Origin of the sequence: Kistimonas asteriae (genome assembly GCF_018263925.1) — a bacterium.
Taxonomy (GTDB): domain Bacteria; phylum Pseudomonadota; class Gammaproteobacteria; order Pseudomonadales; family Endozoicomonadaceae; genus Kistimonas; species Kistimonas asteriae.
Genome location: NZ_JAEVHF010000016.1, coordinates 104,948 through 124,456, shown reverse-complemented (window position 1 = coordinate 124,456; position 19,509 = coordinate 104,948). Strand labels below are relative to the sequence as shown.

Here is a 19,509-nt window from a genome sequence, read left to right as displayed (position 1 = left end):
AATTCCACAAGGCTCATGCCTTTCTGAAACTGGATTTTGTTCCTGGCCATGACACGTCTCCTAACCCAAGGAAAACCAGTGTCGTAAGTTTAGACGGGAGAATGGCTTATGTTAGGTGGTAATCAGGAACAGCATTGGCCTTTTTTCATTTATCAAACAGGAGAATGAATTATGGAAACAGTTAAAGGATGGTTTTTTAAATCCTCGCCGCAGGCATCCACGCAAGAAGCCCAAACACAGGAAATGACTCTTACAACAGGTGTCCCAGTCAGTAAACCACAAACCTCTCAAGGTTCAGAACAAACCACTCTTCTCACCACGACAGAAGCATCGAAAGATGCTCCAGAGGCAAGCACACCTAAAACAGCCTCAACATCTCTATTTGATCGATTAAAATCATCACTACAAACAGCGGAACCAGCACCTCATACACAAGAAGAGGCGACCCCACTCACACCAGAAGCATCTACCAGTAAGGAGGGAGAAGCTCAGCCACCTAGCCAGCCAGAACCAACCCAAACAACCTTTCAGAAAGTGCAAGGTATGGTTCAGAAATTGATGCCGACCACAACGAGCACAGAAGAAACAGAGGAAGCAGTATCTGACCAGCCACAAGCTTCCACCGCGGCTAAAGGTGAATCACACGCTACACAGCCAAAAATCTCCGGAGAGGAGCTGTCTCAATCATTACAGGTATACCGGACCTCCCCCTCTGAAGATCAAAAGCAACTTATCCTCAATCAAATTCAGGACGTGGATAATATCGACTGGCAAAACCAAGCGAAGGAATCCGCATTAAGTACAGCAATTGCTATTCAAGATATGGAAATGATAAACGCAATTCTGAAGAGACAGCCAAAAATGAATCTTAACTACAAGGATGGACGAACCATCATGCACCTCGCGGTACTATCCGGAAAACAAGACATCGTTGAAGCAGTACTTAGTGCCGCGCCCAAGCACCAACTGTCAACATCCCATACCAAATCAATCAACAGGGTTGATGGATTAGGGCAAACAGCGCTTTCGCTTGCCTGCTTAAACGAACATACCGACTGTATAACACTATTGATGCAACATGGTGCCAAAGCAGAGATTATTGCTAAGGATGGCAACACAGTCTTACAGATAGCTGTCATAGGCGGTTGTAACCATGCGCTTTCCACTATGCTGGAACAGGGTGCTTCCCCCAGTGCGACGAACAAAAAGCATATGACAGCGCTGCATTCAGCCGCATTAATGGGGCAAAGTTCGTGTGTAGCCACACTGTTAGACCACATCGAAGCAGGTACTAAGCAGGCTCAAGCCGTTAATCAAAAGGATGACATCAAACAAACCGTACTGCACAAAGCCTGTATGTCAGGCAATCTTGAGACAGTAAAAAAAGTCTTGGACACAGAGGCAACAATGGACGCTCAAGATAGCAGGGGCATGACCCCGTTACACTGTGCTGCTGCCTCTAAGCCACCGAGAGCCAATACGGCAATCGTTCAAGAGCTTCTCAACCGGGGAGCTGATTCCCAAAAGCGGGATTCGAAAGACATGACGCCGCTTGAACTCGCAACCCAAAAAGGCACTGCAGAGAGTGTACAAATTCTGCTCAAACATGTGAAACCTGAGCCAACATGCTTAACGCAATTACTCATCAAAGCCTGTGAATTATGCCGTCCAGATACGGTTGAAGTTATACTGCAGTGCGGGGCTAGTCCTGATGATATCAGTGAGGAAGGTTATACCGCATTGATTATGGCTTGCATCAAAGGAAATATGGATAGCATAAAGCACTTACTGAACCATTCAGCAAGCATAAGGGGGCAAGATAGAAATAAGCAGTTACCCTTGGTCGCAGCATGTCAATTACAGAAGAACCCAGAAGAAACAATAAAACTCTTTGCCAAAAAAGATGCCAAAGTCATCAATGAAGGTAATCAGAATGCAACCGGATTTACGCCTCTGGTCGCCGTGTTAATTTCCAATAAAGTACGAGATCGCTTGGCTGCCACTCAGTTACTGCTAAATAAAGGTGCCAAAGCTAATCAGCCCGTAACGGGGTGCGCCCAACAAACGCCTATGCATTTTGCTGCCCGAAAAGGCTATGGAGATATTCTTAGCCTCATGCTGAAAAATAAACGCAACAGGGACGATCTGAGCTTAAAGGATGCACGAGGTTATACTCCATTAATGTACGCCAGGCAAAACGGTCATACTGAAGTCATTAGGCTCCTGACCCAATAAATACCGTAGTCTTCATATCAGTGACAACTAGCCAGTACTAAGCTGGCACCTTTCACTACTCCCCTGTCGTCAATGCGGCAGGGGTTTTCTTTAGAAATACCAGGAAATCGCCACTTGAAGGTAATCATCCTGCCGTATAAAACCCATCTTACGAATACTGTAATAATCCAGGACCTCCTCAGTGGCTGCATTAATACCGGATTGCGGTGACACTGGATCAATTAAAGAGGCCAAACGCGACGCATCATCCGTTTTCAATTCACGGCTATCGACCAATACCAGGTTAATGTTCAACAACAGACTTTCCGTCAGCCGGGTATTGGCTTCCAATGAAAAGAGTCGTTCATGAGAAACATGATCCCAGAATAAACCTGCCAATGCATAGCTGCTATCCGCATCATTAAAATTCCAGCGTGTTGCCAGCAGAATATCGTGCTCCATGTTTCCGGCAGGCGCCAGCCGTTTGCGGTCATCGAAGGCGTATTCCACCACCCAGCCCAAATCAATTCGGCTATCGAAAATACCAACCTGGGTATATTCAACGCCTGTCGTCAGTGCAGTAAATCGGCGCCCCTGTCCTGAACGACTGATGGCTTCCAGTTTCAACACCCAGTCCGCCAGGCTGTACTGCAGTTCAAGGCCTGTCTGGTCAATGGTTTCATAAACAGGGATCAGCTCCGCCGCTGTCGGTACACCCTGACCATTGTCACCGAATGTCTGCAACGTAAACCGGGGTTCCCGGCTGGTGCCGGAGAAGTGTGACAGCCCAATCTCCAGATCACCCATGCTATGGCTCCAGCGTGCCGCGACATCCAGCCGATGCTGCCCGGCACCTGACGCATAGATGGCATCATCAGTATTCACAGGCAAAGGAATTCTCAGGCGCCCGTCATCCCCGGGAAAGGTCCGCTCACGAAACCAGGGCAGGACAAACAGATCGACCAGCCCCCAATCCCGCTCAAACGACAGGTTGACCATAGGCTGTCCCAGCTTTTCCTCACCCTCAAACCCTTCCACCAAGTCTGTCTGGTTAATGATATCCACCAGGTGGATGCCTTCAGTAACACCCCAGAAGACTTTGCGAATGCCGGTTCTCAACTCATAGTCATCAGCAACATGAATCCAGCTCAACTCACGGATATCGGCATGTGTACGTTCTTCATCCACGCTGTCGAGCCGTGAAAAACCCGAAAAAGAAAAACTGTCGTAACCGTCATTCCAGTCTGTGTAATAGTCCAGCGCGCCACTGGCAGAGTAATGGCTGCGTGGTTGACGCTGGAGTCCCTTGTGGAAAAACTGCCGCGTCTCCAGCGACAGTTTGCCAGACCATTCGTTCCCACTGGCCATACTGCTCCATAAACCCGCCAGCAGAAAAATGACAACGGCTGGATAATAAACAGCAATTGTCACTTATCGGGCACGCTTGAGACTGTTCTTGGTGAAATCCCTTTCCTTCAGACCAGAGCCAAAGGCGTAGCTGCTGAACAGAAGCCGTGTACTTTTACCGGTCTGATGATTGACCATCAGACTGTTCTCAGGACGCCAGAACTGGTCGTTGTACTGTTGATAACCTGAGGCGGTCATGGTTTTCAGCAGACTATCCTTCCGGTCATAAAAATCGATTTTCTGGAGCCGAAGCTCGTCTTGATCCAGCCAGACAACGAGCCGCGAATACCCGGAATGCTTGTCCAGCGGAAACTGTTCCATGACATGGCAGGCCAGCGCTGCCGGGTCATCACTACACGGTTCCTCTCGCAGATACTTATAGGTGTAGTCATCCACATTCTGTGGGTTCAAATCCTCATAGGAGAATTCACTGCCGACAAATGGGCCGGACTTGTTCCGGGAAACAATGCGCTTGACCCGTTTCACCGCCGGCAAGTAGAGCCACTGCTCATCATCATCCTTACTGGCATGCGTCAGCAGCGCCGTCCCTTTCTGATCTTTGGGTGACAGGAAAACCATCAATGACTTGTCGTCTGAATCAGCCCCTTCCAGCGTCATCTGACGCAGTTTGCGGTGGTTTTCCTCCCCGCGGGCGTTGATCAGCACCATCTCCAGTTCAGCCTTGCTATCAACAAAGCCATTACCCTTAGCTTCTGCCTGCAGAGCAATGTCCAGGCCTTTTTGCTCCGGCGTCGACGCTGATGTGGATAACACTGGCAACGCGGCAACCATGGCTGCCATTGCAATCAACCGCTTTCCCATTCCTTCTCTCCCCGTCATCCAGACATGCTTCTGGTTATTCTTTGAATGTTTTTTTTCAGTCCGTGTTTTAATCACTGCCGTCACGTCGTGGTATCCGCTTCCACCGTTCTGACGGCAGGTGCCTCAGCCTTCCTGGTAAGCGACGGTGGTTGTTGTCCTGCCTTGCCAGACGCCAGCATCAGCAGCAGGCTGGGCAAAAACAGGAAATCAAAAAAGAGCGCCACCACGATAGTGATGGCCACCATCAGGCCGGTCAGCATATTGGCGTTGAAATCCGAGAGGGTCAGCACCAAAAAACCAGCGGTCAGGGTCATGGACGTAATCGCCAGGGCTGAGCCGACCTTATGGAAAACGTCGTGAATCGCTTCAGCCGGAGATAACCCCCGCTTACGTCCTTTCAGGTATTTACTGAGAAAATGTACGGTGTCATCAACAACAATGCCCAACGTCATGCAAAAGACGACAGCGACCGCCAGATTCACTTCCTGAACTGCCATACCCCATAAGCCCATGGCCATGGCTGCCGGGAAGGCATTGGGTATCATGCTCAACAGACCGTAGCGGAATGAGCGCAACGCAAGCATCAAGGTCAGCGAGATCAGAATCACCGCCACCACATTGCCATTGATCATGCTGTGGATATTGCGCTGGCCAATGTGGGCAAACATCAGTGACAGTCCGGTGCCCGTTGCCTGCAGCTCTGGGGCATTATCGACAAACCATTGCTGCGCCAGCTGATCCAGGTCGATGATCTCCTGCGCCTTGAGATCCTTGGCAATCACATCCAACCGCATGGCCGACTTATCAAACGTCAGCTGGTTACTGAGATCTAAACCAAACGGCAGTGACAACTCATACAACAGCTGATATTGAGATGCTTCCTCCCGAGTATCCGGCAACCGCTGCCAGGCCGGGTCATCGCCATGCATATTCCGGTTCAACCGTTTGATGGTTTCCAGGTAACTGGTGACATGCACCACCGCATCCTGCTGCCGATACCATGTTTCAAATGCTTCAGCCTTGGCCAGGAAGGTCGGTTCATTAATCCCGCCCGACGCCCCGGAATCCAGCGAGTACGATATGACCGTCATCCCGGCGACATTCTCCTGCAGGTAATCCGCCGCCTGACGGATATCGGTGTCCTTGCTGAAGTAATGCACAATGCTGTCGTTCAACTCGTTGTGGGGGATGAAACTGATAATCAGGAGGGAAACCGCCAGCGTGGCAAAGAAAACCGGCCGGTGACGACGAACGACAAAGCGGCTGAACCCAGCCAGTACTTTTGCCGTAATATCCTGTGCACCATTCTCCGGCACCTTGATAGGCAGCCAGCGGGAGAGACCTAATACGATCATCGGCAGAAGCGTCAGGGTAAAGACAAAGGCACAGGTCACACCGATGGCCGTGATGGTGCCTAATTCCCGAAATGGCGGACTGTCACTGAAATTCATGGCCAGGAAGCCAATCGCGGTGGTCAGGCTGGTCAGAAAGATTGCCTGGAAATTAATCTCCAGACTCTCCTCCAATGCGGCGTGTTTAGCCATGCCGCTGCGAAGCCCCTGCAGAAAGACCACTAGAACGTGGACACAATCTGCGACCACCAGGGTCATGACCACGGTTGGCGCCAGCGCATTGACCTGATTGATCGCCAACCCCATGAAACCGGTGATCCCCATGGTGGTCGCAACACTGACAGCAATAATGACAATCGTCGCGAGCGTACAGGCCAGCGAACGCATCAGTAGCGTCAGTAATACCAGGACAATGATAAACATAACGGGCATCAGTGTGCTGGCGTCGTTCATCGCCATTTCATTGAATGCCTGATTTATCGCAGCCATCCCCATGAGATGCACGATAATATCCGGGTTTTCCACCTCAGCCCGGGCTTTCATCGCCTCCGCTACGACCATCACGGCGTCAATCGCTTCCCGCTGGTCCTCGGGCAGATTCAAGCGAATATTGATGTTGGTCGCCTGTCCATCTTTCGCCAGCAGACGGTTGACCAGCGATTCCTGGGCCAACGTCAGTTTTCGTATACGGGCAGCGTCTTCATACGTCAGAGCAGAGGCATCTTCCACGAGGAAACCAACCAGCAGATCATCCTCTCCGGCCCGGGTGAGCTGGTAATTAGTGACGGAGTCCACCCTTTGGCTGTAGGGAATCTGCCAGCTCTCCTCGGTCAGCCAGCCTATGGTCTTCAGGGTCTGCGGGGTAAAGACATCCTTGCTGAGTGACTGGATAGTAAAAACGACATTGTCTGAACGGACATAGTCCTGCTCCATGGCGTCATGAGCCTGCAGCTGAGGATTGTCTGATTTGAAGAAGATCCGGAAGTTACTGTCGAAATACAACCGTGTCAGTCCTGTGGACAAAAGCAGGCACAACCCAAGGCTGCCTACTCCCAACACGAACCGGTAACGCATGAAAAAACCGGCAAACCACCTGTCCATAAGCACTCCTGAATAAGAACAGGTGTTTTTATTACGCTTTTATAGGTTTTGCATTGACCATTCAGGCGCTTATAAGCTGTCAGGATTACTTGTTCGTCTGGTTTTCGATGCAACTTCCTTGCAGTTATATCCTGACAGTTCATCCGAAAGTATTACACCGTTGTCAAAAATCACAGTATTTGTCACGAACTCTACGAAGGTCTTAATGTCCAATAAATTATTAAATGATATGTTTTGATAAGCATTGAGTGAGTAGGTTCGGAAAATTGATCTAACCGATATCAGTTAAGCAACGGGATTTTTCATCAAAATGGCATCGTTTCCATCGCATATTGGTCATTCTAATTACCGAGCACAAGGTGTTTCGGGGTTTCACCAATGGGTAAAAAAACATCTCTTTGGCAGCTACATGGTTAAATCCGTTCAGCCAAACCCTAACCTGTCAATAAAAGAAAAAGTTATCCGTGCTCTAACAGATTCCTGCCAATGGTTAAAAAACAATGTATGTATTCCCATCGCACAAAGAGTTGTCATTTGGCTAACCCCTAAAAGCCCAATCGAAAAAATTATGACACAAGAGCAAAATGACTTGAGTCAAGTCATTGAGGAACACATTACGTTGTTGATACCGAGTAGATTTCAAAGAATGTTCCTATCGACCAAACAACTAAACCGAATCTTTAAAAATCGTTGTAATTTATTCACTCATCAATATTATGAAACGGTAAAAACGGCTTGCAATATAGCTTTAAACAACAATACTTTGAATCCAGCCGACAAGCTTCGCCTTCTTGCAGGACTTCGACAAACCTTGATAGCTGAACATAGAAAATGGGTCAATAGTGATTCCCGTCAAGATGGAGAGCTTTTTAAACGAATCAACCGTGCAGGCCATTATACATCTGATTTAAGAGGTGTCTTAGTGGGTGCACTCGAAGAACATCTCAACAATCTAATCACTTACGTAGGGGAACGTTATAGCGAAGAAGCAAAAAAATGCCCACCCATTTCTGGTACGCTGACAGGCCTTCAAGAAAAAGGCCATATATCCCGGAATTCCATCTATAAAATGGAAAAAGGTTTTAGAGAACTCTATCAGAAAACAGTACAAGAAAAAGCTAATAAGCCGTCAACGGAAAACTATAAAATCCCTGGCACATCAACAAGTATGAAACTACCTGAACAGTTCAAGCTCGACTGTATTGATAGAGCTGACACTCTGAAATTTCACTTTGGCAATAAAACACCACTAGAAATACCAGCGGAACCTACCGATGCTCAAAAAGAAAAAATACAAGAGAGAAAAACGGATTTCCTTGAATATTTAGGAGAAATCACAAACAACAATCAAAAAGCAATATACACATTGGGCGTGCATATCTCTCAACTTGCTAAGATTGGCATGGCAGATCAAGCCATGAGGATCGTTACAGAAACTTTAGGTTTGAAACTTTCTCCAGACTCTTTCAATATCAAACGTCATACGGATATACGCCCTGACGCCGAAGACCCAAATAAAATCGTTATCACCCAGTCCATAAGCATACATCATAACCCGAATAATGAACCCAAAGAACAGGGGCCTAATGGCTTTAGCCCTGACATGGAAGACATGATTAGAGATCAATACCCTTACATGTCGAATTATTGCGATCGCTGGCTTAACGCATCATTCAAACCCACCATGAAAATAGTGGTCGATCTGAACCATCCAGAACAGGCGACCGTCGAACCACTGGATATTGTTGCAGCGATACCATGAGTCAACATCGTCATGATAAAGGATTTATTTTTTAACGACAGGCACAGGATATAAACAATGGCAGTACATTCAAAGGGAACTCCTACTTCTCCCACACACGTCTCAGATGCGAATATTCATGATGCATCTCTTGACAGTGGCAGCTTTTCAGGAAAAGAAACCACATGCTGTAACCCATTCAAAGTGATTTTAAATGGACTGATATGGATAGGTGAGCAGATTGGTGAGTTTTTTAAATCTATCCGTGAGCGGTGTTGCTCACGCTGCGCTACAGATGAAAATGCCCGAATTCCTGATCCTGATCGCGATTCAAGCGAGAACGATATAACCTCTGAGCCAATAACGCCAAATCAGCGTGATAGCATTTTTTATATGACAACTCATGACAGCTTGCGTCCTTTCCACGACGCTCAGCCTGTTGACAGACCTTCAGGACATATTGATGAGGTCACTCATACTGCAGACGACTCTTTGTCAACTGAACATTTGAAAAGTAGCAGTCAATCAGAACCAGTCGATGAAATGTCAGATAGCTTGGAACAAACGTTTCTGAAAGAGCCTGTACCTCCAAGGCAGATCAGCTTAACGGAAAAAGATGACGCTCCCAAACCTGAATCTGGCACTCCGAAAACTCTGGATGCAGCCGCGTTATTAGACGATTACAAGTCTTCTTTGGAGAGCCAACCAGGCATAGACACAGCAGCGCCAGATTTAATAACAGGCCAGCGACCTTGTTCAGCCCCCAGCAGCCTTTTAAGATCTGAAAGTCATGTAACTAACGGGACAACAACTCCCCAAACGACATCTCTGCCTATGCAGCCGTCTATGACAAGCCAAGACAGGGAGCCAAAAGGCTTAGACGAACGAAGAAGTGCTCACTCATCATTAACGATCAAGCCTGAAATGGTACCTGTTGCTACAGAACTTTCTTTCGACCAACCTACAAGCCTGCAGGAAACTGGAGCCTATGCTCTACTAAAGCCAAGTCATCATATCGGTAATGAAATGACCACATCACGGGAGCTAGATAGTCTTGATTCATTGGGAAATGCATATGACTATGGCTATGAACAAATCCCAGATTTGTATCATAAAATAAGTGATCTTGAAGAGCATTTAATGCAATGGTCAGCAAAACTGAGTCTTGATACGACTCCAAAAGAATGGGAACGTTTTGAAGAGGAGGTTAGCAATCAATGTCAGATCCTACTTGTGGGTTTGAAGGATTTAGAAAATATACCTGATTCTTGGCCTCGGGTTGTTTTCAAAAACACCAAAACAGAAGTTATTCCTTATCAGTACTATGCACGAATGGCACGAGTACTAGCAACTTTCCCTTATCATAGTGACGCACTTCGAAAACGGTATCAAGCAATACACCCTGGCGATTATAAGTTGAGAGGTAAAATCCTTGACCATCTTAACAACGTGATAAAAGATTTAAATTTAAATCACCTCTATGCTGAATCGTTTTCTGACAATGAAAAAACCGTTTCCTTTACTATTGATAAACAAGGATCAAAGGAATTAGATTTATCAGCACAGGACGTTCAAACAATCCAGCAAAGGTTAGGAGAGTATATCATCCAGACACAAGTTGCTGGTGCTGAGCAAGAAGCTGATTTCGATCCTTCGACCAATTTACCTGTACAGTTCGTAACAAACGACTTACATAGAAACGATTACTATGTCATTAATGAAGAAGGTCTAAAAATACCGCTAATGAGGCCTGATGAACCCGTATACGAAAAAAACGAAGATGAACAAAAGAAAAAAGAAAAAGACGAAGCTTACTTTAGAGCCCGTGAAGCGAGAAACAATGAAGTCATCAAGCACGTTCAAAGACTCAGCGAGGTTCAAGCTGTTCGGCAAAAAACTTGTCACTTTCTTGATCAGAATCCACTGATAGGTTTACTTCGTGGTTTTGAAATGGAAATCTTCTGGCCATTGTTTGGTGAAAGTTTCAGTTTGCCTGGAAATCATGGGTTTCATATAACGCTGACAAAAGACAGAAAAACTGGAGAAATAGTCATTCAATATGAAATTATTCGCTGCCATACAAAAATCCAAAGCACCACCCTGGAAAGGCCAGGCAGTGGCGAGGGTGTATTGATCCTGGGAGACCTTAATAAAAGGTGGGGAGAATCCTTTATGAAATGTGCAATTTCTATCGTCATAGATCCTAAAAACCCAGAAAACGTCACAACAAGAGATTTCATGGTACACGTAGAATTTCCTGAAGAGAAGAACGACAACGGCGATTCCAAATAGCCAAAAAACATCGCTGATGATATTGCAACTCAATAGCGTAAGCATAAACAATTTCTACATAGGGCTTGAATGCATTACGCTGATATAGAAGAAAAATGATAATAAAAAGGAAGAGAGTTGCACTCATCACCTCTCCATTTTGTGACACCGGAATGGTTGACCACTGAATTTTATCGCAGTGGTCTGCTGCAACAGGGGCGTGTTATCCAGGCCTGCCACACGCCTTTATCCGTTCCTGACAGCTCAGCGACACTGCAGCGCTTTCAGCTTCTCTATAGTGTAAACACCCGTCCAATACTTCCTGAACAGGTCGTTATGAAGTATCGACCGGGCCATTCAGGTATGACTGAAGTCGCCCTTTTTCAGCTACTCCAGACTCACGCCATACAATGCCCAGCCGTTATACCCGCACAGCTGTGGGGTTACCGGCCTACTGAAGGGCTCAGCTATCTGCTGATGGATGACTTAACACACAGCCATGTCGTTCTGACGACCCAACAGGAAGCCTGCTTGATGGAGCAGACGCCGACGGATACTCAAGCATGTGCAGCACTTGAGGCATTGGCCTGTTTCCATGGCGCATGCTGGAGGCAGGATGTATTGAAAGATGCTTCCCCCGTATTCGGGCGAGGTTGTTTCTGGGACCGTGAACAGCAATTTGCCACAAATCTATCCATCAGACAGCAGGAGTTTGATGCATTTCAACAAGCCGTGCAGTCCTGGTTTCCAGCCGAACTACTACAGCAACTCGCAACGATTCTGCCTCACCTACCGACACTCTGGCGTAATCATCTTCAGACAAGGCTTACAAATCTCCAGCAGGTAACGGTGGTTAATGGCGATTGTTACTTCCGGCATTTTTTCTATCCCAACACGGATGACAATAGGCCTGTGTATCTCTTTGATTTTGACCAGGCAACAATCCAGACACCGGCTTATGATCTTGTGCAGTTGTTAGTCAGCTACTGGATGCCAGAGACAAGAAGTCAGGATCAACGGGAAAAACGATTACTGCAACACTACCATGCAGCGCTAATTGACACAGGTGTGAACAACTATAGCTTTGAGCAGCTCATGGACGACTATCGCTTGATGGTCATTTTTCAGCTATTTGCAGCCATCAAGGAACAGATCAGAGGATGCGCCAAGCCATTATGGCTAAACCGCCTCATGTGCCTGCTCGGCGCCTTTGAGGATCTTGACTGCCAGCAACTGCTCAGCTGATACGGCTGATTCCCTGGAATTTGCCGCCATCGTCGTAGCGGATCTCGAATCGCCCGTAGATCCCCTGATGCGACACAAACTCCAGCAGAATATCGTAAGGCACACTGATACTCTGTCCGTCGTCCGTATACGCCTGAACCCGGTTCTTTTGCCCCATGTAATATTGTTTAACCTGCTCAGATGTCAGGTTAACGGTAATAATGGCCTTGTTTCCCATGACACTCCCTGTTATCGATCTTGCCTATCTGTTAACAAGCATAAAAACTGAAGTTCGCCTCCGCAAACAGTAATCAGAAGACTGTCTGTCTACGCAGCTGTTTATTTCGAATCGAAATAGGGCTAAAAGTTCAGATTGACGACGGTCTCTTTCTGGATGACACGAAAGGGATACTCCACTCCCGCGCCATCCATGCACAGGCTGTCAAAGAGGCTCTCGATTAGCCCAGAGGACGAATACCGACCGCCTGACGTACCTTCGCCAGACGGGCTGACGCTTCATTACGAGCCTTGTCAGCGCCCTTGCGCAGTTCCTGCTCAACATAGCCAGGATCCTGCATCAGCTCCTCGTAACGGGCACGAGGGCCAGCCAGGTGATCGTTCAGGTATTCAAACAGCTCCTGCTTCAGCTGTCCCCAGCCAGCGCCTTCTTCATATTGGCGACGCTTGGCGGCAATCTCATCGACCGTCGCGAAGGCTGACCAGATCTCGAACAGGGTGCAGCTGTCAGGGTCTTTCGGCTCACCGGGCTCCAGGCTGTTGGTCTTGATCTTCATGATCAGCTTGCGTAGCTTTTTCTCCGGCACAAACAACGGGATGGTGTTGTTGTAGCTCTTGCTCATCTTGCGGCCATCCAGGCCACTCAGGACTGCTGTCGTATCTCCCACCACGGCTTCCGGCATGGCAAACAGTTCGCCGTAATGGTGGTTGAAGCGGCCGGCAATATCACGGGCCATTTCCAGGTGCTGGATCTGGTCCTTACCGACAGGCACTTTATGGGCGTTGAACATCAGGATATCAGCGGCCATCAGCACGGGATAGCTGAACAGCCCCATGGTGATGCCCTTGTCCGGATCCTTGGCGTCGCTTTCTTCATTTTTCTGCACGGCATCCTTATAGGCATGGGCACGGTTCATCAGGCCCTTGGCGGTCATGCAGGTCAGGATCCAGCACAGTTCCGGTATTTCCGGGATATCCGACTGTCGATAAAACGTCACCCGGTCAGTATCGAGGCCCAGGGCCAGCCAGGTCGCCGCAATCTCGCGAGCGGATTCGTGCACGCGTTCGGGATCCCAGCACTTGATCAGCGCATGGTAATCCGCCAGGAAAAAGAATGATTCCGTATCATCCTGCTGGCTGGACTTGATGGCCGGGCGAATCGCCCCGACATAATTGCCGAGATGGGGCGTACCGGTCGTGGTAATACCGGTGAGGGTTCTGATCGTGCTCATGGGTGACAATAAATTCCTGTCGCCAGTCGAGAAAGGGTCGGATTATAAGAGAGAGGCCGCAACAACTCCATGCATACCCCAAAGAGGCGCTTTTTCGAAGCAACTTCGGGGTAACCGAAAAGACGTCAATAATAGTACGTTATTGCCAAATATGAGAAACACGCTATAGATACATGCGCATTCGATTTTCACTTGCAGGTAAGGCAGCCGGTTATATGATTCACCGTTCCAGATCTACCGTAAACGTTTCAAACATCACCTGTCATCGATATAGCCGTTACAGCCTCGGATTACTGGGAGCATCACAAGCAGGTGAAAAAATGGTGTTAATCCCTGTTTCTCAATGCACCAAAACAGCATCATCGTTCATTGATCGATCGCTGATTTCCGGTGATTCAGACCTCTGTATTACCATCGCACAACGCGACAACAGCAAAAAACGGTCTCGGCAGCAAAAGCGGCAATTCCCCGGCAAAATGATTCCTGAGAAAATTGTCCTGAACCGTTTCACAGGCATTGTCAGCCAATAAATGCGAGTCGCAGACTCAGCATTTTAACTACCCGGGTTGGATATCGACGCATGCAATGCACAGGCAATCTCAGCGGCAAGGCGCGCATTATCTTTTATCAGCCCGATATTGGTTGTTAAGGTCTTCCCTCCACTGCCGGCATGCAGCTTTCCCAGCAACCACGGTGTAATGGCCTTGCCAGCAACATTCTCTACCTCCATTTGTTGCAGCGCCTTTGCAATAATCCGCTCTACATCCTCAACCGGCAATGCCATGGATGCATCAACCGGTTGAGTAATCAATAAACCACCATCCAGCCCCAGAGACCAGCGCGCCTGCAGAATGTCGGCGACGGCTGACGGGCTGTCAGCCCGGCAATCAACAGAAAACGCACTTTCACGCACATAAAACGCGGGCAGGGTGTCAGTGCCATAACCAACGACTGTGACACCGTGGGTTTCCAGATATTCCCGCGTCAGACCGATATCGAGAATAATCTTGGGGCCTGAGCAGACGACAGCCACCGGGGTTCTGGCCAGTTCCTGCAGATCCGCTGAGATATCAAAGGTTTCCTGTGCTCCACGATGGACGCCCCCAATACCACCCGTCGCGAACACCCGAATCCCCGCCAATGCCGCGATAATCATGGTGGAGGCCACTGTCGTCGAGCCATTACCCCCGGTCGCCATCAGCCAGGGTAGATCCCGCCGGCTGGCCTTGTGCATTTGCTGACCATGATGGCCAATGGTATCGATCTCAGTTTTCGATAATCCCGCTTTCAAGCGCCCGTCGAGGATGGCCGTGGTCGCCGGTATGGCGCCCGCTGCACGGACACACGCCTCCACTGCATGTGCTGTTGCTGCATTCTGTGGCCAGGGCATGCCATGACTCAGGATGGTGGATTCCAGTGCAACCACGGGGTGACCAGCGTCCAGCGCATCAGCCACTTCCGGGCTGAGATCGAGGTATTGCAAAGGCATCATTGATCTCCATTCTGGCAGCCATAAACCGACTAGATAAAAAGAGAATATAACAACTGGATATTATTATTTTTATGGTTATTTTCGATCGATAAACAATTAATTTTCATCAACAAACCGGTTGCTGTAACAATTGTTAATCAACACCAGAAACTGAATACTCGCTCTTATAAACATGCAAATTCATTATTAGCACTCACAATCATAAGGGTGCTTTAATTTTCAACAGTATTAAATAAAAAAACGGAACCCCGGATAACGCTTGTTACTTCGGTCTATTTTTGCAACCTGAAAAACACGGTACACAGGGACAAGTATGCAAAAAAACACACCTCTCATTGCCGCAGCCATTGTGTTGTCGGCGGGAACAGCGGGTTATTGGCTCTATTCACAGAACGATTCATCCTCTCAAGCACTCACCCAACAAGAACAGCACCTCCCCGCTGATCAATACAATCAGTCGCCAGATGCTACAGGCGCTCAGATGGGAGATAAGGAAATCGCCGAACTCAATCAGCTGATTGACAGTTTCAACGATGAACTGGCCCAGACCGTTGATGACGAACCCCTGCAGGACTCAGAGCCATTAGCCATTACGCTCTGGGCACCTACAGACAATCTTCCGTCTGATGGCATGTTAACCCTGCCGGAAGAGGTCACGGACCGAACAGCAATCAACCTTGATGCCGACGAGCTTGACGTGGTTGCCACCGGCGACAGCGTCAGTTTTACCCTGCCAGGCAATCATCACTATGATGCCGTCATTGAAAAGACCACCTACAACGGCAATGGTGACAAGACATTGACCGGTTATCTGGCCGGCACACAAAGTCCGGATGGCGGCACCTACCCCGTCATCATCACCCAGGGTGAAAGCACCAGCTTCGCAACCATCACCAGTCCTTACGGCAGTTACTCCATGGAGACCATTAATGGTCAGGGCTGGATTTACAAGAATCCCCCTCGTTCCATGCTGGAGACTGCAGAGACCGATGCCATCGTTCCACAGGAAAGTGACCATCAGCACTGATGGTTTACGGCACTATCGGGCAGTACCCACATGATGATTCCTCAATGGATTTCCGGTTTTGATGTCAAAGGAGATGGCCATGCACAACAGACAACAACAGACTGACGGTCCGGGGTTAACCGCGCGCCTCTGGCGACGACAGCTCATGACGAGCATCGCAACCCTGGCGCTGAGCAGTACCCTCGCCACACAGACAATGGCTGAAACCTATCTCGATGCCATGATTCTGCATACCCCAGGCCTCAGTGACCGCTATAACGGTAACGCCGGTACGCGGATCAATCACCTGATCAGTGTCACCAATAAAATCTATGAAGACAGTAACCTCAACCTCACCCTGCGTCCGGTCCACATCAAGCAGGTGAGTTATTCTGATACGTCCAATGCAGGCACTGCCCTGGGTGATATGGCCTTTGGCCGTAACTCGGCGTTCTCAGACACACACGCGCTGCGTCAAAAACACCGTGCCGATGTCGTGATCCTGATGCGTCCCTACAGCAGCCAGCACAGAAGCTGCGGCGTCGCCTATGTGGGTGGCAAAGGGCGCCAGGGAGACCTGTCTGCCTACAAAAACTACATGTACAGTCACGTAACCGCCTCCGCCTGTGGTGACTATGTCACAGCGCACGAAGTCGGCCATAACCTTGGGCTCAGTCATTCCCGCGCACAAGGCAGCAAAGGCACCTGGGATTACTCTGTCGGCCACGGCGTCCATGGTGAATTCACAACGGTGATGGCTTACCAGTCGGCCTATAACGTGAATTACTGGTCTGGAAAAATCTACAAATTCTCCAGCCCCTCTCTAGACTGCCGTGGTAAACCTTGTGGTGTGGACAAAAAGGATCCGGCCAATGGCGCCGATGCGGTCTATACCCTTAAACACACAACGCCGATTGTTGAAGCCTTTTACCCAACACTCAAAGCACCTGATGAGGATCAAGCCGCAGGCCTTCAGGTTGCCGAGAACAAGTACAACGAAGCGCGACAACGTATGCAGGCTTTACGCAAAGAGCTCAAGGAAAGTCGCCAACGTTTTCGTGAACACATTCAAAGTCTGAGGAATGTCTTCACGCAATGGCGCCGTGGACAGCTATCTTATTATCAGGCCATTACCCAATGGCGTTCTGCGCTGACCAATGCCAGGGATGAACTCAAGACGTACCGACAGGTTCGCAAGGATCTAGCCCAGCAACGTCGCGTTCTTCGTGCGGCCCGTATCGCATTGGCAGAGGCTCGGAAGAACAGCAACAGCGCCTGATCCGATCAGCATATTGCCCCCTTTCAATAGCCGGCTTTCCTAGCCGGCTATTTTTTAACCAACCGGTGGCAGCCGGCCGTCCATGCCTTGTGAGAAAAGTTATCCACACCTCATCCAGAGGCTTACCCAGCCAAACTGTTTACAACCTGTCTCGTGCTGTTATTGTGCGCAGTGATTCGCCCGTTACAGGAAATTATCCACATGCCTGAGCTGCCTGAAGTTGAGACGACCCGACGGGGTATCCTGCCTCATGTCCGCCACCATCGTGTTGAACGGGTCATTGTCAGGGAGCCGAGGTTACGCTGGCCCGTGCCACCTGAATTACCTGCCATGCTGGAAGGACAGACAATCAATGACGTCCAACGCCGGGCCAAGTATCTGCTGTTGCCAACCGATAACGGCACACTGATGATTCACCTGGGCATGTCGGGGTGCCTGCGTATTCTCCCGGCCAATACCCCCGTGATGAAACACGACCATATTGACCTGTTGCTGGAGACCGGCAACCTGTTGCGCCTCACCGACCCCCGTCGTTTTGGCGCTATGTTGTGGACCAGGGAAGCGATTCATGACCACCCCCTGATCCAGGCGCTGGGTCCCGAACCCCTGTCGCCGCTATTCACCGGGGAAGCCCTGTACCAGCAGTCCCGCAACCGTAAACAGGCCATAAAAACGTTCATCATGGATAATCACATCGTGGTCGGCGTCGGGAATATCTATGCCAATGAAGCGCTCTTCAAGGCCGGGATTCGCCCGGATCGCCCCGCCGGGCGCATATCCCTAGCCCGCTACCAGCGGCTTGAGCTGGCTATCCGTGACGTTCTCAGCAGGGCGATTGAGCAGGGCGGAACCACCCTCAGGGACTTTGTCGGTGGTGATGGCAAACCGGGGTATTTTCGCATAGAACTGGCCATGTATGGCCGGGCTGGTGAACCCTGCACGACCTGCGGCACCGCCATACGAGAAGTCAGGCTCGGAAACCGTTCAACGTGCTTTTGCCCCCAATGCCAACGCTAAAAACGGGAACCTTATCGGTCTCCCAAGGTCAAACGTTATATAACATTGACCACTATTGTAGCGTGACAGGATGCAGCGATTTTTCTTATTACTAACCCTTATAACCTGCCTGTTGGGTCAGGTACACGCTAGCGAAGACTTGGCCATTCACCGGCTGGTTGTCTTTGGAGACAGTCTGTCTGATCAGGGAAAGCTCCATGACAAGGTCAATGGCGCCATGCCCATTTCCCCACCTTACTGGAAAGGGCGGTTTAGCAATGGCCCTGTCTGGACCGATATCCTGGCCGAAACCTACCCTCTCATTAACGAAGCAGAGGGCGGCGCTTCCGCCGTCAATTACCGCCGATTCAGTGGTGATATAAAATACAAAGTGGCCAATCACCTGGAAAATGAAATTGACCAGTTCCTTGAGAAGTCATCCTTTCATCCCGATGATCTGGTGATCGTCTGGATTGGTGGTAACGATTATCTCACCTATCACTGGACACGTCCTGAAGACATTGAGCGTGTCATTCTGGAGCAGGTCATTCAGATCCGGCGTATCGAACGACTGGGTGCAAAACATATCCTGGCCATTAACCTGCCAGACATGGGAAAGTCGCCCATCGCGAACAAGGAAGGTGTCGCACAACTGATGTCAGATGTCACCGAATACCATAACACGCGCATGAAGATGGTCTTTGATCAGGCATTTTCCCCCGACACGGTACAGATCTTTGATGCTGCCAGTATATTCGACCATTTCATGACATCACCTGAAGATTATGGTTTTCAGCATATCCGGGAAGCCTGTTATACCGGTGATTATTGGGGAATCCCCTGGAGTCAGTCTGATGAATTAACCAGTAGCCCTTCCGACGAAGAACAGCACTTTATACGAAGCCTGAGAGACACAACCCAACTGACGCCAACACCTTACCGGCGTTTATGGACACCCACTCCGAATTGCGATGGGTTCGTCTATATGGATGCCATTCATCCCACCCATAGTGCACATCAACAATCTGCCAAGTATCTGGATGCCTATATCCGTCTACACTACCGCCAGTAAACCGCATTCATCATCATTAATAACGATGTCGTAATCTTTTCCCATTCACGATGCACAGGCGTC

The 19,509-nt window shown here is 49.1% G+C and carries 15 protein-coding genes; 9 read left to right on the top strand and 6 right to left on the bottom strand.

The window, feature by feature from the left end:
• Positions 1-171: 171 nt before the first annotated feature.
• Complete coding sequence (locus KHS78_RS17230) at positions 172-2,235, top strand: ankyrin repeat domain-containing protein (protein WP_211829792.1); 2,064 nt, start codon at positions 172-174, stop codon at positions 2,233-2,235.
• 90 nt (positions 2,236-2,325) lie between these two features.
• On the opposite strand, the gene KHS78_RS17225 is transcribed toward KHS78_RS17230, so the two are convergent.
• The 3 genes from KHS78_RS17225 to KHS78_RS17215 all read right to left on the bottom strand — a co-directional run bounded on the left by KHS78_RS17225 (position 2,326) and on the right by KHS78_RS17215 (position 6,896).
• Entirely contained in the window at positions 2,326-3,582 is a 1,257-nt protein-coding gene (locus KHS78_RS17225) for a hypothetical protein (RefSeq protein WP_211829791.1), read from the bottom strand.
• 63 nt (positions 3,583-3,645) lie between these two features.
• Positions 3,646-4,443, bottom strand: a complete 798-nt coding sequence (locus KHS78_RS17220) for an outer membrane lipoprotein-sorting protein (protein ID WP_211829790.1) — start codon at positions 4,441-4,443, stop codon at positions 3,646-3,648.
• 80 nt (positions 4,444-4,523) lie between these two features.
• Positions 4,524-6,896, bottom strand: a complete 2,373-nt coding sequence (locus tag KHS78_RS17215; RefSeq protein WP_211829789.1) for an efflux RND transporter permease subunit — start codon at positions 6,894-6,896, stop codon at positions 4,524-4,526.
• A gap of 310 nt (positions 6,897-7,206) precedes the next feature.
• On the opposite strand from KHS78_RS17215, the gene KHS78_RS17210 reads away from it, so the two are divergent.
• From KHS78_RS17210 to KHS78_RS17200, 3 genes are all read left to right on the top strand, one after another.
• Positions 7,207-8,658 (top strand): hypothetical protein, encoded by a 1,452-nt coding sequence (locus tag KHS78_RS17210; protein WP_211829788.1) that lies wholly within the window; start codon positions 7,207-7,209, stop codon positions 8,656-8,658.
• Between the two features lie 57 nt (positions 8,659-8,715).
• Positions 8,716-10,929, top strand: coding sequence for a hypothetical protein (locus KHS78_RS17205; RefSeq protein ID WP_211829787.1), 2,214 nt, complete (start codon positions 8,716-8,718; stop codon positions 10,927-10,929).
• Positions 10,930-11,046: 117 nt separating this feature from the next.
• Positions 11,047-12,153 carry a phosphotransferase gene (locus KHS78_RS17200; RefSeq protein WP_211829786.1) on the top strand — a complete coding sequence of 369 codons (1,107 nt, stop codon included), beginning with the start codon at positions 11,047-11,049 and terminating at the stop codon, positions 12,151-12,153.
• Here KHS78_RS17200 and KHS78_RS17195 read toward each other — a convergent pair.
• Together KHS78_RS17195 and KHS78_RS17190 are read right to left on the bottom strand one after the other, a co-directional pair.
• The gene (locus KHS78_RS17195) at positions 12,146-12,370 is read right to left on the bottom strand and encodes a DUF2835 family protein (protein WP_211829785.1); all 225 of its coding nucleotides are present in this window, start codon (positions 12,368-12,370) and stop codon (positions 12,146-12,148) included. The genes KHS78_RS17200 and KHS78_RS17195 overlap by 8 nt on opposite strands.
• 220 nt (positions 12,371-12,590) lie before the next feature.
• Positions 12,591-13,601: a tryptophan--tRNA ligase gene (locus KHS78_RS17190; protein WP_211829783.1), complete on the bottom strand. Its 1,011-nt coding sequence runs from the start codon at positions 13,599-13,601 to the stop codon at positions 12,591-12,593.
• Positions 13,602-13,921: 320 nt separating this feature from the next.
• Here KHS78_RS17190 and KHS78_RS17185 point away from each other — a divergent pair, with 320 nt between their 5' ends.
• Positions 13,922-14,131, top strand: coding sequence for a hypothetical protein (locus KHS78_RS17185; RefSeq protein ID WP_211829782.1), 210 nt, complete (start codon positions 13,922-13,924; stop codon positions 14,129-14,131).
• A 23-nt stretch (positions 14,132-14,154) separates the two neighbouring features.
• Here KHS78_RS17185 and KHS78_RS17180 read toward each other — a convergent pair whose 3' ends face one another.
• Entirely contained in the window at positions 14,155-15,093 is a 939-nt protein-coding gene (locus tag KHS78_RS17180) for a pseudouridine-5'-phosphate glycosidase (protein WP_425513974.1), read from the bottom strand.
• Positions 15,094-15,406: 313 nt separating this feature from the next.
• On the opposite strand from KHS78_RS17180, the gene KHS78_RS17175 reads away from it, so the two are divergent.
• From KHS78_RS17175 to KHS78_RS17160, 4 genes are all read left to right on the top strand, one after another.
• A complete protein-coding gene (locus KHS78_RS17175) occupies positions 15,407-16,120 on the top strand; it encodes a hypothetical protein (protein ID WP_211829781.1) in 714 nt (237 codons plus the stop codon).
• A gap of 79 nt (positions 16,121-16,199) precedes the next feature.
• A complete protein-coding gene (locus KHS78_RS17170; RefSeq protein WP_211829780.1) occupies positions 16,200-17,378 on the top strand; it encodes a reprolysin-like metallopeptidase in 1,179 nt (392 codons plus the stop codon).
• A 201-nt stretch (positions 17,379-17,579) separates the two neighbouring features.
• Positions 17,580-18,395 carry a bifunctional DNA-formamidopyrimidine glycosylase/DNA-(apurinic or apyrimidinic site) lyase gene (mutM, locus tag KHS78_RS17165; protein WP_211829779.1) on the top strand — a complete coding sequence of 272 codons (816 nt, stop codon included), beginning with the start codon at positions 17,580-17,582 and terminating at the stop codon, positions 18,393-18,395.
• Positions 18,396-18,465: 70 nt separating this feature from the next.
• Complete coding sequence (locus KHS78_RS17160; protein WP_211829778.1) at positions 18,466-19,446, top strand: SGNH/GDSL hydrolase family protein; 981 nt, start codon at positions 18,466-18,468, stop codon at positions 19,444-19,446.
• Positions 19,447-19,509 lie beyond the last annotated feature (63 nt).